We start from the raw sequence: 12,463 nt of genomic DNA on the forward strand, positions 1-12,463 counted from the left end.
TCACTCACAGCTTGTAGGCCTTCTTCACCAGATTGTAGGCGAGGTCTTTGGCGACTTCGTGAGCTTCGTCCTCGTCGAGCCGGTGCTCGGTGACGAGGCGGGCAAGGAAGGCGCAATCGACGCGGCGGGCGACGTCGTGGCGGGCGGGAATCGAAGGGAAGGCACGGGTGTCGTCGTTGAAGCCGACGGTGTTGTAGAAGCCGGCCGTCTCGGTCGCCATCTCACGGAAACGGCGCATGCCCTCGGGACTATCGTGGAACCACCAGGGCGGCCCCAGCTTCAGCGACGGATAAACACCGGCCAGCGGCGCCAGTTCGCGCGCATAGACGCTTTCGTCGAGGGTGAAGAGGATGATCGAGAGCTTCGGATCGGTCCCCACCGCGTCGAGCAGCGGCTTCAGCGCGCCGACATAATCGGTGCGCGATGGGATATCGAAGCCCTTGTCGCGGCCGAACTTCGCCAGCATCGAGGGCGAGTGGTTGCGCCAGGCGCCGGGGTGGATCTGCAGCACCAGCCCGTCATCGATCGACATACGGGCCATTTCGGTCAGCATCTGGGCGCGGAACAGGGCGCGCTCACGGGCATCAGCCTTGCCGGTGCGGACCTTGTCGTAGAGCTGGCCCGCCTCCTTGGGCAGGAGGTTTGCGGTCTCGGCGGTCGGGTGGCCGTGGTCGGACGAGGTGGCGCCGAACTGCTTGAAATAGGCGCGGCGCTTGCGATGCGCTTCGAGATAGCCGTTCCAGTGGCCGGTATCCTCGCCGCTGATCTCGCCCAGCTTGTCGAGATTGTCAGCGAAGCCGGCGAAATCCGGATCGACTACCGAATCGGGACGATAGGCGGGGACCACCCGGCCTTTCCAGCCGCTATCGTGGATCATCTTGTGCCACTTGAGATCGTCGAGCGCCGCGTCGGTGGTGGAGATCACCTCGAGGTTGAAGCGTTCAAACAGGGCGCGCGGGCGGTAGTCGTCGCGCTCAAGCAGTTGGGCGATCTGGTCGTAGATCGCATCGGCGTTCTTCTCGCTGAGCCGCTCGGTGACACCGAACAGTGTCGCCAAGGTATGGTCTAGCCACGAGCGCGTCGGGGTGCCGCGGAACAGATAGTAGTTCTTCGCGAACAGCCGCCAGATCTTCCGCCCATCGGTCTCCACCGCCGAGCCATCGGTGGTCGGCACACCCAGGTCCTCGAGCCGGATGCCCTGTGAAAACAGCATGCGGAAGACGTAGTGATCGGGGACGATCAACAGGCGCGCCGGATCGGGGAACTTGTCGTTCTCGGCATACCAGCGCGGCTCGGTATGGCCGTGCGGCGAGACCAGCGGCAGGTCCTTGATGCCGGCATAGAGCGCTTGCGCCATGCCGCGGGCCTTGGGTTCGGCATCGAACAGCCGGTTGTCGTCGAGCAAAGTCATGGTCCGTAGTCCTCCGAACCACTTGGTTACTTAGCGGGGACGAGGATGTCAAAGCCACGTGTCCAGGCGGAGGCTACTTGCCAGCGATCCCATAAAGCGTCGCGAGCTTCAGGGCAGCGGCCATTACCCGTTCGCGCAGTTCGGGCGGCGCAAGCACCTCGACTTCGGCGCCCATGCGGATCATTTCGCGGGCGGCCCAGCCGATCTCCTCGATCGGCACCTCCAACTCCGCCCAGCCATCGGCATCGGGGGTGATGATTGCCGCTTCGACGGCCAGCTTCACCGTTTCGCTCAGGTCCTTCAACCTCCGGCGGCCAAGGTCGGAGGCGCGGACGCGGGCCTTGTCTACATAGATGTCGCGCTCGAATTGCTTGGTGGCTTCCAGCCAGTGCGACGGGAGGTCGAAATCCTTGGGCCGGGTGAAGGTTTCGCCGGTGGGACCCAGCGCCTGGATCTGCGACAGCCGGTAGGTGCGGGCATTGCCGTCGCGCTGCGCCACGACGTACCAGACGCCGCCCTTCAGGACGAGGCCGAGCGGCTCGATCACCCGGTCCTGCACATCCTTCCAGCTCTCGTAGCGGATGGCGATGCGGGTCTCGCTCCACACAGCCTCCGCCACCAGCTTCAGGAACTCCGGCTTGTAGCCGGGCTGGAACCAGCCGCGCGGATCGAGATGAAAGCGCGAGCTCATCCGCCGCGCCTCCGCCTGCCAGTCGGCGGGCAGCGCCGCCAGCAGCTTCAGTTCGGCCTGCGCCGCCTCGTCGCCGAGGCCGAGCTCACCAGCCGGACCGGGCAGGCCCGAGAAGAACAGCGCCCGGGCTTCCGGGGCGGTGAGGCCGTTGAGCCGGGTCTTCCAGCCGTCGAGCAGAGCGAAACCGCCATTGCGACCGGTCTCGGCATAGACCGGAACGCCCGCGGCGCTCAGCTGGTCGATGTCTCGGTAGACGGTGCGAACGGAGACCTCGAGTTCTTCAGCCAGTGACTCGGCACTAGTCCGCCCCCGGGTCTGGAGGATCATCAGGATGGTGAGGAGGCGGCTTGCACGCATAAATCTTCTCTACACCAGCAACCCTGACAGCGGGTGTCAGTGTTACCGGCATAGAGTCGTTTCGTGAAGAGATGAGGAGAAGCGAGATGGCCTTCGATCAGGTGAACAGCGGTCGAGTAGCTGGCGGCAAGGAGCGGACCCGCGTTGCGACGGACCTACGTCAGGCCGTCGCCATCATCAACGTTTCGCGCGCGGACCTGCCGGCGCATCGGCTTGGGCAGTGGGTCCGGTTGCTGGTGCTGCGCCGCTACGCCAACGCCATGCTGAAGCGGGCACTGCCCCGTCCCCAGCGCATGAACCTCGACGAACTCTCGCCGTACCTGCTCAAGGATATCGGCCTGCCACCGGACACCCGGTGAGATATCAGGCAGTCTGGCGGTCGAACTGGCCGTTCTTCATGAAGCGCCACAGATAGCTCGGCAGGATCGCGTCCATCGCGGTGGGCGCGATGTCGAATGCCGCGAGCGTGCGCTTTTCGCGCTTGGCTTCTTCGGAGACCATGTTGTCGGCCTGCAGCAGGTCGACCTGGTCGCCGGTGATAAGCGGCGAGGGCAGCAGCGACAGCGGGAAAGCCACCAGCTTCGCCAGCCCGGCCGGCAGCGGCAGCGTGAGGTTGCTGCGGCCGGTATCGGTGAGGACGCGCGCCACCAGCTCCTTGTGGGTCGCGACTTCCGGGCCGCCGATCTCGTAGATCTTGCCGCCCTTTACCTGACCTTCCGCCGCGCGGCAGATTGCCTCGGCGACGTCGCCGACATAGATCGGCTGGAAGCGCGACTTGCCGCCGATCACCGGCAGCACCGGCAGCATGCGAGCCAGCATGCCGTAGCGATTGAAGAAGCCATCGCCCGGGCCGAACACGATCGAGGGCCGGATCACCACCGCCGACGGGAAGGCCGTCAGCACTTCGGTTTCGCCCAGCGCCTTGGAACGGGCATAGCCGCTGACGCTCTGCGGATCGGCACCCAGCGCCGAGACATGCACCAGTTCGTCGACGCCAAGCGCCCGGGCTGCCTCGGCGATATTCTTCGCGCCCATCGTGTTGACGGCGCGGAAGCGCTGCTTGCCGCCTTCGACACCGATGCCCACCAGGTTGATGACGATCGAGGCGCCCTTGATGGCGCGCTCGACCGAATCGCGGTTGCGGACATTGGCCTGGATCGGCATCACCTGGCCCACGGCGCCGAGCGGGCGCAGATGGCCGGCGAGATCGGGGCGGCGCACCGCGACGCGGATGCGATAACCGCGCCGGGCGAGCAATTGCACCACCTGGGTCCCGATAAAGCCGGCGCCACCGAAGATAGTGACCAGGTTTGTGGTGGAATCCATGGCTCGGGCAGCTCCGCGGCAAGGCAAGTGGGCTAGGGTTTCGCCGCTTCTAGCGTGCGGGTCACGACGTGTCGAGTGGACGAGGCGCGCTCAGAGCGCAAAGCCCGTTGACAGCCCCCGCCCCTTCCCCTAGTGAACGGCGCCCATCGGTTTGCCCTGGTGGCGGAATTGGTAGACGCGCACGGTTCAGGTCCGTGTGTCGAAAGACGTGGAAGTTCGAGTCTTCTCCAGGGCACCAATGGTTCAACAAAAGCCTCCCTCACGGGAGGCTTTTTGCTTTGCTTGAGGAGTCGATCGTGACTCAACCGGAAGGCCCGCGCCTCCACCCCACCGGGCGGCTGATCCCGCCAGGGCTCGATGACGCCATGGTCACTGCCGTGGTGGAGCACTTCTATGGCCGGGCGCGGCAGGACGAAGTGATCGGGCCGGTGTTCAACCGGGTGATCCCCGAGGCCGAATGGCCGGCGCATCTCGAGACCATCGCCGATTTCTGGAGCTCGATGCTGCTCGGCACCGGGCGCTATTACGGCCGGCCGATGCCCAAGCACATCGCCATTCCCGAGCTCTCCGACCGGCATTTCGCCCGCTGGCTCAAGCTGTTCCGGGAGACGGTGGAGGAGCTTTGCCCGCCTGAGGTCGCGGCACTGTTCGTCGAGCGGGCCGAGCGCATCGGCTACAATTTCCGCCTGCGCATCGCGCAGTTTCGTGGGCAGGACCCCGAGCAGGTGCGACCGATCAGGGCCGGCGACGAAGGCCCGGACCAACCCTGACGCCTGCCAGTTTGTTGGCAAGGTGGGCAGCCTGGTCGGCGCCGCAACCGCCGAACAGAAGGCGGCGCTCGGCGGCCTCGCTGCTCCGCTCATTGCCTCGCTGACGCCGCTGTTCGACAAGGTGCTCGCCATCCCCGGCGTCGGTGAGGTGCTGAAGCCGACGATCGATGGGCTGAAGAGCAAGCTCGCGAGCCTCGCGGGCTAGAAGAACGGCAGCGGCCCCTCGCCCGGCTCGATCGGTACGTGGTGGGTGACGAGGCCTGTATCTGGCCGCCAGTGGTGCAGCAGCAGGGCCGGCGGCTCGATGTAGGACGCCGGCTCGTCGTCGGGCGCGAGCCGCAGCGCTATGGCCGTGGTGGTGCTGGGAGCAGTCAGCAGCAGCGTGCCGCCGAAGCGCAGCATCATATGGCGGTGGACGTGGCCGCAGAGCACGCGCTCGACCGCCGGATAACGAGCGACGATCGCCGCCAGCCGCCCGCCGTTGAAGCAGCGATAGGTGTCGATGAAACCGATGCCGGTCGAGATCGGCGGCTGGTGCAGCATGATGATGGTGGGGCGATCCGGTTCGGCGGCCAGTGCGGCTTCGAGCCAAGCGGCCGCGGCGTCGTCGAAATCGCCGTGGTGGTCGCCCGGCACGCTGATATCGAGCCCAAGCACGCGGACCGGGCCGTGAGCGCCGCTGCTGTAGTGCAACGGACCGTCGGGCGGCAGGAAGCCGAGATCGGCGAAGGCAGTGCGGAAGGCCTCGCGCTCGTCGTGGTTACCGGGAATGGCGAGGACCGGTGGCGCGATGGCGGCCATCAGCCGGCGCGCGTGGCGGTACTCTTCCGCCGTCGCGTGCTCGGTCACGTCACCGGAGATCAGCACCAGGTCGGGCACCGGATCGAGCGCCGCGAGGCGGCTGATGGCAGCCTCGAACATGGCGTTCGAATCGACCAGCCCCTGGTAGAGCGTGCCCAGCGCGCAGACATGTGGGTCGGACAACTGGGCGATCAGCACCGGCCTCAGACCTTCACATAGTCGAACAGCACCCGCCGCAACTCTGCCTCGTCCTCTGCCTCGAGCGCCGTGGTGAGGGCGGCGAGGGCGGCCGGCAGATCGTTGGTCTGACGCGCGCTGGGGGGCGAGCGGAGGATCTTCTGCTGGGTGGTGCGGAGCGCGTTTGCCGGATCGAAGAACAGCTCCTCGGTGAGCTTTTCGCCCGGCCGGGCGCCGGTTTCGACGATAGCGATGTCGCCGGTCGGGTTGTCCGCCGATTTCACCGAGAGGCCGGCGAGGCGGATCATGTTCTCCGCCAGGTCGCTGATGGAGACCGGTTCGCCCATTTCGAGCAGGAAGATGTCGCCGCCCTCGGCCAGGGCGCCCGCCTGGACGATCAGTTCGGCCGCCTCGTGGATCGACATGAAGTAGCGCGTCATGCGGCTGTCGGTGAGGGTCACCGGGCCGCCGGCGGCGATCTGCTCGCGGAACAGCGGCACCACCGAGCCGTTGGAGCCCAGCACATTGCCGAAGCGCACCGAACAGAAGCGCTTGCCCCTGCCCTTGCCGTAGTGGCGGACGATCAGTTCGGCCCAGCGCTTGGTGGCCCCCATGACGCTGGACGGCCGCACGGCCTTGTCGGTGGAGATGAGGACGAAGCGCTGCACCTTGGCCTCGACCGCCGCCTGCACCAGGGTCTGCGTGCCGATGACGTTGTTGCGCACGCCTTCGAACGGGTTCGCTTCCACCAGCGGCACATGCTTGTGCGCCGCGGCGTGGAAGATCACCTCGACTCCCTGCTCGCCGAGGGTGCGGCGCACCAGGCGGGCGTCGGCGACCGAGCCGAGGATCGGCACGATCGGCACATTGGCGAGTGCGCGGAGCTGCCGATCGATCTCGTAGAGCGCGAACTCGTTGGCCTCGAGCAGCACCAGCTTCCTCGGCGTCTGCTGGACGATCTGCCGGGTCAGCTCGGAGCCGATGGAGCCGCCGGCGCCGGTCACGAGGATGACGCGGTCGGCGAGGATCTCCCGCATCAGGTCGGGGTTCGCGGGCACGGCGGAGCGGCCGAGCAGGTCGTCGATATCGATCTCGCGCAGCTGGCTGATCAGGTATTTGCCCGACACCAGGTCGGCGATGGCCGGCAGGGCGCGGATCTTGATCGGATGATGGCTGAGTTCGGTAACGATCTGGGCGCGGCGGGTGGCATCGGCGGAAGGCACCGAGAGAATCACTTCGTTGACGCCACGATTGCGGATCAGCTCGCCGAGCTTGCCAGGCGGATCGACGCGGACGCCCGCGACATCGCGACCCCAGAGGCTCGGATCGTCATCGAGAAAGGAAACGACATAGCTGGCGTGGTGGGCTCGCAGCGCTTCGGCGAGTTGGGTGCCGGCGGAGCCAGCGCCGTAGATCACCACGCCACCGCCACGGCCGACGCCGCGCTCGGGCAGCCAGAGCAATGCCTTGGCGATGAAGCGCGAGCCGGCGACGACCACCGTGCCGAAGATGAAATAGAACAGCGGCACGGTGCGCGGGAAGATCGCCAGCCGGGTGGCTTCGGCGAGGAACAGCGCGAACACCCAAAACAGCGTCGCCAGCATCATCGCCTGGATGATGGTCCACAGCGCGCGCTCCGGCAGGTAGCGGATCACGGCGCGATAGAGCCCCAGCCGGATGAACACCGGGATGGCGACGACCGGCGCCAGCAGCATCAGCATGAGGTGCGCGAGGGTCGGCGTGAAGGTGCCGCCCAGCCGAATGGTGAAGCTCAACCACAGCACGCCAAGCAGCGCGAGAGTATCGAAGCCAATGAGGATGGCCTGTTTCCAGCGGCGCGGCAGACCGCTCAGCCCGTCGCGGACTTTGTTCAACGTCATAGAGAAAAACCCACCCGCCGCGAGCCGCGTGGCCTGCAGCCCCGGTTTTTGTAGCGGTGCCGCCCGGTCTTTCCAACGCCTTTATGCTATGGCATCACAGCCCATTCGCCGAGTTAGGACATCGACATGACCATCAGACTGCACCGGGGCGACCTGCCCGACCTTTCGCGCTATGGCCGGGAGGTGGCGATCGACACCGAAACGATGGGGCTCGATCCGCGGCGCGACCGGCTCTGCGTGGTGCAGCTTTCCCCCGGCGACGGCAGTGCCGACGTGGTGCAGATTCCGCAGGATCTGACCGAGGCGCCGAACCTGGTGAAGCTCTTGAGCGACCCGGGCGTCACCAAGATCTTCCATTACGCCCGCTTCGATATGGCCGTGCTGAGGCACCGCTTCGGCATCGTCACCGGGCCGGTCTACTGCACCAAGATCGCTTCCAAGCTGGTGCGCACCTACACCGATCGCCACGGGCTCAAGGACCTGGCGCGCGAACTGCTCAACATCGACATGTCCAAGCAGCAGCAGAGCTCTGACTGGGGCGCGGAAAAGATCAGCGAGGCGCAGCTCGATTACGCCGCCTCGGACGTGCTGTACCTGCACGACCTGAAGCGCCATCTCGACCGCATGCTGAAGCGTGAAGGCCGAGTGGAGCTCGCCGCGGCGTGCTTCGAGTTCCTCAAGCACCGGATCGACCTCGACCTGATGGGCTGGGACGAGACGGATATTTTCGCGCATAGCTGATGGCGTCGCTGGCCGCCCCGATCGATACGCGTGAGGCGCTCTACACGCGGCTGACGCGGCGCAACCGGCTGGTCGGGCTGCTGCGCTGGCTGGTGCCGGCGGCGGGGGTGCTGACCTTCGCCGTGGTCTTGGGGATGATCGTCATCGACAATCTCGGCCAGCGCTTCGGCTTTTCCAACATCCGGATCGACCGTGACAACCTGGTGGTCGAAACGCCCAAGCTCACCTCCACCGGCGACGACGGCACGCTCTATGCGCTGTCGGCGCGGGCGGCGCGGGTCAGGCCGACGCAGACCGACCTGGTCGACATGGAGGATGCGGTGTTCGCCATGACCCCGCCGACCGGCGCAGCGCTGGAAGCGGTCGCCGAGGCGGGGCAGTTCCAGATCAACGACCAGCTACTGACCGTGCCGGGCGTCACCCACATCTCCAGCACCGAGGGGCTCAAGGGCACGCTCGAAGCGGTGTTCGCCGACCTGATGAACTGGAAGATGGTGGCGAGCGGCACGGTCGACATCACCATGCCGAACGGCTCGCACCTCGTTTCGGACGGCATGACCTACGATCGTGCGACCGGCATCTACACCTTCAAGCGGGCCAACCTGACGCTGGTCTCCACCCCGGGAGAGACCCCATGAAGCAGCTCGCCGCGCTCGTTCTCGCGCTGCTCTTCGCCCTGCCCGCCATGGCGGCCGAGCCGGTGAACGTCACGGCCGACAACTTCACGGTCGACCAGAACAACAACAATGCCGTCTTCACCGGCAACGTGGTGATCACCCGCACCGGTCTGAAGCTCTGGGCCGACAAGGTGGTGGTGCTCTATGGCAGCGGCGGGCCGAGCGATATCGACAAGCTCACCGCCACCGGCAGCGTACGGATCAAGACCACCAGCCAGGAGGCCACCGGCGACAAGGCGACCTTCGACCCGGATACGCAGGTGCTCAAACTCACCGAGAACGTCACCGTCAGCAATGCCCAGGGCAAGGTCAGCGGACCGGCGCTCACCATCGACCTCGCCACCAACAAATCGGTGTTCCAGGGCACCGAAGGGAGCCGGGTGACCGGCGTCTTCACCCCGCAATGAACGAGCAGCCGACAGCAACGCCAAAGCCCCGGGTCGACCAGACCGGATGGCTCGTGGCGCATGGGCTGAACAAGAGTTTCGGCAAGCGCACCGTGGTGGAGAATGTCAGCCTTGCCGTGCGGCGCGGCGAGGCGGTCGGCCTGCTCGGCCCGAACGGCGCCGGCAAGACGACGGTTTTCACCATGATCATGGGGCTGGTGAAGCCCGACAAGGGCAAGATCCTCCTCGATGGCCGGCCGATCACCAACCTGCCGCTGTTCCAGCGTGGCCGGCTCGGCATCGGCTACCTGCCGCAGGAGAGCTCGATCTTTCGCGGCCTCAGCGTCGAGGGCAACATCCTTGCCGTGCTCGAAGGGCACGTGCCGCGGAAAGCCGACCGCCTGGCCCGGCTGCGCGAGCTGCTCGACGAGTTCGGCATCGCCCATATCGCCAAGTCCAACGCCATGTCGCTCTCGGGCGGTGAACGCCGGCGCGTGGAAATCGCGCGAGCGGTCGCTACCGACCCTCTGTTCATGCTGCTCGACGAGCCGTTCGCCGGCGTCGATCCGATCGCGGTGAGCGAGGTGAAGATGCTGGTCAAGCACCTGACCCGCCGCGGCATCGGGGTGCTGATCACCGATCACTCGGTGCGCGAAACCCTGTCGCTGGTCGACCGGGCCTACCTGATCCACGAGGGCCACGTGATGATCCAGGGCAAGCCCGACGTCATCGTCGCCGACCCGGAAGCACGCCGGGTGTACCTGGGCGATACGTTCGAGGTTTAGCTCGATCTCGATTCCTCAGTCGGAACCTTCTCCCACAAGGGGAGAAGGCGAGAACGCTAAGCACAACTACGCGCCCCCAACCTTAACCAATCTTGGCACGGTTCTTGCCCTAGCGCTGCCAATCATGCATGGATGTCACCCGGAAGCCTTAAGTGCCTCGGGGAGTTTCGCGGGATGGCCTTGACGCCGCGGCTTGAGGTTCGTCAGAGCCAGGGCCTGACGCTCACGCCGCAATTGATGCAGTCGATCCGGCTGTTGCAGCTCAGTCACCTGGAGCTCAACACCTTTGTCGAGGCGGAATTGCTGCGCAATCCGCTGCTTGAGCGCGAGGACGGCGCCGAGCCGGCCGAGGACGCGGCCAATGAGCTGCCGGAACGGCCGGCCGAGCTCAACGCTGCCGAAGACACCGTGGATTTTTCCGAACGCATCCAGTCGGCCGACAGCATCGCCAACGGCTACGACACCGAGGTCGAGAACGTCTTTCCGGACCAGTCCACACCCGACCGCCAGACCGATTCCACCCAGTGGAATGAGCGCAGCGGCTCGGGCGATGGCGAGGCCGCCGATATCGACCAGTTCGTCGCCTCCCGCCCGACGCTGGGCGATCACCTCGCGGCGCAGGCCGGCCTGATCATCTCCGATCCGGCCGAGCGGCTGATCGCGCAGTTCCTGATCGATAGCCTCAGCGAGGCGGGCTACCTCGCGGTCGAGCTCGAAACCGTTGCCGAGCAACTCGGTGCGCCGGTCGAGGCCATCGAGGCCGTCCTGTTCAAGCTGCAAGGGTGCGATCCCGTCGGGGTATTTGCCCGTGACGTGCGCGAGTGCCTGGCGCTGCAGTTGAGGGAAAAGGACCGGCTCGACCCGATGATGCTGCGGCTGCTCGACAATCTCGAGCTGATCGCCCAGCACGATCTCGGCGCCCTCGCCCGCGCCGTAGGCTCCGATCGCGAAGACCTGCTCGACATGCTTGCCGAGCTCCGCCAGCTCGACCCCAAGCCGGGCCGGGCATTCGAGGCCGGGCCGGTGGAATCGGTGGTGCCCGACGTGTTCGTGCGGCCGGGCTCGGGCGGCGAGTGGCAGATCGAGCTCAATCCCGACGTGCTGCCGCGCGTGCTTGTCAACCGTATCTATTATGCCTCGGTGACCAAGAAGACCCGCGACACGGCGGAAAAGAGCTTCCTCACCGATTGCCTCGCCACCGCCAACTGGCTGGCCAAAAGCCTCGACCAGCGGGCGCAGACCATCCTCAAGGTCACCGCCGAGATCGTGAAGCAGCAGGACGGCTTCCTCGTCCACGGCATCACGCACCTGAAGCCGATGACGTTGAAAGCCGTGGCCGACGCCATCGAGATGCACGAGTCGACGGTGAGCCGCGTTACCTCGAACAAATACGTGTCGACGCCGCGCGGGCTGTTCGAAATGAAGTACTTCTTCACCACCGCGCTGGGCTCCTCGACCGGCGAGGGCGACCATTCGGCCGAGGCGGTGCGTCACCGTATCAAGCAGATCATCGAGGCCGAGCAGCCGGCCGATATCCTCTCGGACGACACCATCGCCGAGATGCTGCAGAAAGAGCGTGGGATCGAAGTGGCTCGCCGCACCGTCGCGAAATATCGCGAGGGAATGAACATCCCGAGCTCGGTGATCCGACGTCGGCAGAAGCGCGCTTTGGTGGCGGCGGGACGATAGCGCGCTGCCGAGGCGGCTGTCGACACCTCGCATTTGAACCCAATGTCGATCCGCGCATTGCCCCTCCCGTAGGGGCGGTCTAGACTCCGCCTCCCGGGGTGACCACATCTCATGGTGGCGGCTGCTCCGGCCGGCTGTACCAAAGAGAAAGAGGACCTCCATGACACTGCGCGTCTCAGGAAAAAACATGGATGTCGGCGATGCGCTGCGGATCAAGGCGCAGGGCCATTTCGACACGGTGGTGAAGAAGTATTTCGACGGCAACTACACCGGCCACCTCACCCTCGAACCGGAAGGCTCGGGGTTCAATGCCCAGTGCATGGTGCACCTCGATTCCGGCGCCGTGCTGCAATCGAGTTCATACGGCGGCGATGCGCTTTCGGCCTACCAGGTCATGGCCGACACCATCGAAAAGCGGCTCAGGCGCTATAACCGCAAGCTCAAGGCCCACCGCCGCCATGCCAATGGCGCCGATGAGGAGGCGCCATCCTACGTGCTCGCCGCGCCCAGCGACGAGGATGAGCTGCTGGAGGACTACTCGCCGCCGGTGATCGCCGAGGCGACCTCGAGCCTCAGGCAGATGTCTGTGGGCGAAGCGGTGATGCAGCTTGATCTTACCCAGGCGGAAGTGGTCGTATTCCGGCATGCTGGACATGGTGGCCTAAATGTGGTCTACCGCCGCGCCGACGGCAATATTGGCTGGATCGATCCAGCCCTCAGGCCGAACTAGGGCTCCGGAAAAGCTTGCACTTTCCGCATCCACGATGGGAAA

General features: G+C 65.8%; 14 protein-coding genes and 1 tRNA gene. 10 read left to right on the plus strand and 5 right to left on the minus strand.

The features are described 5' to 3' along the window. Window positions 1-4 precede the first annotated feature (4 nt). Together uxaC and AC1DYL_RS07905 are read right to left on the minus strand one after the other, a co-directional pair. Window positions 5-1,411 carry a glucuronate isomerase gene (gene uxaC, locus AC1DYL_RS07900; protein WP_477172708.1) on the minus strand — a complete coding sequence of 469 codons (1,407 nt, stop codon included), beginning with the start codon at window positions 1,409-1,411 and terminating at the stop codon, window positions 5-7. Between the two features lie 73 nt (window positions 1,412-1,484). Further along, the gene (locus AC1DYL_RS07905; RefSeq protein WP_477172709.1) at window positions 1,485-2,459 is read right to left on the minus strand and encodes a helix-turn-helix transcriptional regulator; all 975 of its coding nucleotides are present in this window, start codon (window positions 2,457-2,459) and stop codon (window positions 1,485-1,487) included. An 86-nt stretch (window positions 2,460-2,545) separates the two neighbouring features. On the opposite strand from AC1DYL_RS07905, the gene AC1DYL_RS07910 reads away from it, so the two are divergent. After that, window positions 2,546-2,818 (plus strand): hypothetical protein, encoded by a 273-nt coding sequence (locus AC1DYL_RS07910; protein WP_477172710.1) that lies wholly within the window; start codon window positions 2,546-2,548, stop codon window positions 2,816-2,818. A 4-nt stretch (window positions 2,819-2,822) separates the two neighbouring features. Here the strand turns inward: AC1DYL_RS07910 and AC1DYL_RS07915 are convergent, their stop codons facing one another. Further along, window positions 2,823-3,785 carry a complex I NDUFA9 subunit family protein gene (locus AC1DYL_RS07915; RefSeq protein ID WP_477172711.1) on the minus strand — a complete coding sequence of 321 codons (963 nt, stop codon included), beginning with the start codon at window positions 3,783-3,785 and terminating at the stop codon, window positions 2,823-2,825. Window positions 3,786-3,938: 153 nt separating this feature from the next. Between AC1DYL_RS07915 and AC1DYL_RS07920 the strand changes: the two genes are divergently transcribed. From AC1DYL_RS07920 to AC1DYL_RS07930, 3 genes are all read left to right on the plus strand, one after another. Then, window positions 3,939-4,023 (plus strand) — tRNA-Leu (locus AC1DYL_RS07920). Between the two features lie 127 nt (window positions 4,024-4,150). Beyond that, on the plus strand, window positions 4,151-4,555 hold the full coding sequence (locus AC1DYL_RS07925; protein ID WP_477172794.1) for a group III truncated hemoglobin: 405 nt from the start codon (window positions 4,151-4,153) through the stop codon (window positions 4,553-4,555). 22 nt (window positions 4,556-4,577) lie between these two features. After that, the gene (locus tag AC1DYL_RS07930; RefSeq protein WP_477172712.1) at window positions 4,578-4,760 is read left to right on the plus strand and encodes a hypothetical protein; all 183 of its coding nucleotides are present in this window, start codon (window positions 4,578-4,580) and stop codon (window positions 4,758-4,760) included. Here the strand turns inward: AC1DYL_RS07930 and AC1DYL_RS07935 are convergent. Both AC1DYL_RS07935 and AC1DYL_RS07940 read right to left on the minus strand, forming a co-directional pair. Further along, window positions 4,757-5,554, minus strand: coding sequence for a phosphodiesterase (locus AC1DYL_RS07935; protein ID WP_477172713.1), 798 nt, complete (start codon window positions 5,552-5,554; stop codon window positions 4,757-4,759). The two genes, AC1DYL_RS07930 and AC1DYL_RS07935, sit on opposite strands and share 4 nt — an antisense overlap. Window positions 5,555-5,559: 5 nt before the next feature. Further along, window positions 5,560-7,413, minus strand: coding sequence for a polysaccharide biosynthesis protein (locus AC1DYL_RS07940; RefSeq protein WP_477172714.1), 1,854 nt, complete (start codon window positions 7,411-7,413; stop codon window positions 5,560-5,562). A gap of 126 nt (window positions 7,414-7,539) precedes the next feature. Here AC1DYL_RS07940 and AC1DYL_RS07945 point away from each other — a divergent pair, with 126 nt between their 5' ends. From AC1DYL_RS07945 to AC1DYL_RS07970, 6 genes are all read left to right on the plus strand, one after another. Beyond that, complete coding sequence (locus tag AC1DYL_RS07945) at window positions 7,540-8,154, plus strand: ribonuclease D (protein ID WP_477172715.1); 615 nt, start codon at window positions 7,540-7,542, stop codon at window positions 8,152-8,154. Further along, on the plus strand, window positions 8,154-8,792 hold the full coding sequence (locus tag AC1DYL_RS07950) for a hypothetical protein (protein WP_477172716.1): 639 nt from the start codon (window positions 8,154-8,156) through the stop codon (window positions 8,790-8,792). Before AC1DYL_RS07945 ends, AC1DYL_RS07950 begins: the two co-directional genes overlap by 1 nt. Continuing rightward, complete coding sequence (lptA, locus tag AC1DYL_RS07955; RefSeq protein WP_477151514.1) at window positions 8,789-9,238, plus strand: lipopolysaccharide transport periplasmic protein LptA; 450 nt, start codon at window positions 8,789-8,791, stop codon at window positions 9,236-9,238. Before AC1DYL_RS07950 ends, lptA begins: the two co-directional genes overlap by 4 nt. Further along, on the plus strand, window positions 9,235-10,002 hold the full coding sequence (gene lptB / locus AC1DYL_RS07960) for an LPS export ABC transporter ATP-binding protein (RefSeq protein WP_477151513.1): 768 nt from the start codon (window positions 9,235-9,237) through the stop codon (window positions 10,000-10,002). Before lptA ends, lptB begins: the two co-directional genes overlap by 4 nt. A 174-nt stretch (window positions 10,003-10,176) precedes the next feature. Then, window positions 10,177-11,691, plus strand: a complete 1,515-nt coding sequence (gene rpoN, locus AC1DYL_RS07965; protein WP_477156927.1) for an RNA polymerase factor sigma-54 — start codon at window positions 10,177-10,179, stop codon at window positions 11,689-11,691. Between the two features lie 160 nt (window positions 11,692-11,851). After that, entirely contained in the window at window positions 11,852-12,421 is a 570-nt protein-coding gene (locus AC1DYL_RS07970) for a ribosome hibernation promotion factor (protein WP_477151511.1), read from the plus strand. The last annotated feature ends 42 nt before the right edge of the window (window positions 12,422-12,463 follow it).

The organism is Devosia sp. P1_H9 (assembly GCF_056405135.1).